This is a genomic window from Vibrio ordalii ATCC 33509 (assembly GCA_000257205.1).
GTDB classification, from domain to species: Bacteria; Pseudomonadota; Gammaproteobacteria; order Enterobacterales; family Vibrionaceae; genus Vibrio; species Vibrio ordalii.
In genome coordinates this window covers 1-2,102 of record AEZC01000197.1, presented here as the reverse complement: position 1 = coordinate 2,102, position 2,102 = coordinate 1, and the positions used below count along the sequence as shown (strand labels likewise).

Here is a 2,102-nt window from a genome sequence, read left to right as displayed (position 1 = left end):
GCTCAGATAAGCTTTACAGCCACTGAATTACTTACAACTGACTTGATAATTCCAATACCAATAATTATCAAATGGATCGGCTCTCCAATTATCTTGAATTGCAGTAAATCGATGTCCGTAGTATTGAACTTGCATACCCGTAGGGTAGTAATAAGAAGGCGACCATTCGCTCAGAGTCGTACATAAATCTTGAGGTTCGGGTGGAGCGGGTAATAAACCTTCTGCAATCACAACAAGGTGAGTATCTACAGAACGGTCAGCGCCAGTAACTAATACATAAATATCCGTTCCTTTTATACCACTAAAACCACAATATTCGTCATTAGTCTGATTACGAGAAACGCAATCAAAGTCATTCACTGATGCAGGTCTATTAATGGCTACATAAAGATCAACGTTGCCATGACCATGGTATGTATAAACTGAGGCTTCATCTGTTGAAATATTTTTCAGAACATAATGTTGTTCATTACCATAATTAGCATCGATGATTACTGGTTTATTACTCGATAATGTAACAATGTTAGGTTCTGGTTGTGGAGTAGGCTCTGGTTGGCTTGAACCACAGTTTTGTACTTGGATCCCAACTTGAGCAAAGGCACTGCTTACGGCAGAGCTTTCATAACCGAGTTTATGTGCTGCTTTGCAAACGCCATCTGCACCTTGCTGAAAGTTTGAATTTGGTCGCCAATATAGTCGATTCGCCGTTGCATAAGCAATGAAGGCTTGCTTAATATTCCAGCCATGGCTGGTTGCAAGATGGTAAAATGCTTTGTTGAAAATTCCTGAGCTATGGTGGACGTCTATACCTTGATAATACTGGTTAATATGATCAATCGAACTGCCGTCTCGACTTGAGCGAATGAAATAACGCATCGCGTCTGAATATTTCATCACGTGCTCACCCATCTTCCAGTTAAAGCTGCCATGAACATATTCACTTAATGCTGCGGCTGCAACATCAGAAAAGGATTCATTCATCCCGCCAGACATTCCACGATACTCTAAACCTGAATTTTGCTCAGTAAAGCCATGACTCACTTCATGTGCAATCACATCCCACGTCGCAAGTGGATACATTGATTGATTACCATCTCCAAAGGTCATCTGACGACCATCCCAGAAAGCGTTACCGTAGTTATAACCGTAATGAACACGCATAGTGAGTTTCTGCTGAATAGGTCGAGTATTGAGCCACTCCATATACATGTCAAAAACACGTTGGCCAAAGTAGTGAGCGTCATTCATTGGAGCATAAGCTCCGTTAACAGCCCGATGGTTGTTAACGTGACAATCAAATTGATGGACCCATCCACCATACTGTTGATTATTCATATTGAGCGTAACAACATTAGCGCTATCCATGCGGCAGTCTTTGCTAACCTGGAAACCACCATATTTTGTATTAGCACCAAAGTAGTAGCGGCCACTTTTTTGATTACCGCCTGGGCCCTCGGCTTCAATAAAAGTCAGCCCTTCCCACTCATCAAGTATTTGTCCTGATTTAGCATCGACTAAGGAGATTGGGCGAGATGGGGTCATTCCGTTCCTAGAGAGAAAATCGACTTTATAGACCAAATAAGCGGTTTGCTGATCATCTACCCAAATCATCAATTCAGTCTGTGCATCCTGCACACTTGTAGCAGTAATACCTTGTAGCTTTCCTTTGGCGGCATCGATTGCTTGGTCAACATTAATCATCGGTAAAGTTGAACCAATATCTGATTCAATCCCCGTTAAGACTTGACCATCAATTACCTTTGCAAAACCACGATTAGAAACATCTGTGACCACAAAATGACCGTAGACCGGAAGCCCATAATGGAGCTGCTGTTTACGAACGAGTGTTTCCTGTCCTACTCTAACGACATTCGCATCACGATAGCTAAGTGACCGAGAAGAAGCAGAGAATCCTTTTGTATTATTTTCGTTGATCACCTTTGAGAGATCGATTTGTGAATAGTCAATTAAATTGGCAGCCTGTACCGAAAATACGGCCGACAATAATATTAATATAATAATAGGCATAGCTTACCTTTGTCTTTTTATTGTGTATTTAAATGCATAATGCCCATCTATGTTACGGATAACTCAACTCAACG

Annotated in this window: 1 protein-coding gene; it reads right to left on the bottom strand. The window is 41.3% G+C overall.

Going from position 1 to position 2,102, the window contains the following annotated elements:
* Positions 1–27: 27 nt before the first annotated feature.
* On the bottom strand, positions 28–2,028 hold the full coding sequence (locus VOR_RS0113300) for a M4 family metallopeptidase (RefSeq protein WP_010320187.1): 2,001 nt from the start codon (positions 2,026–2,028) through the stop codon (positions 28–30).
* Positions 2,029–2,102 lie beyond the last annotated feature (74 nt).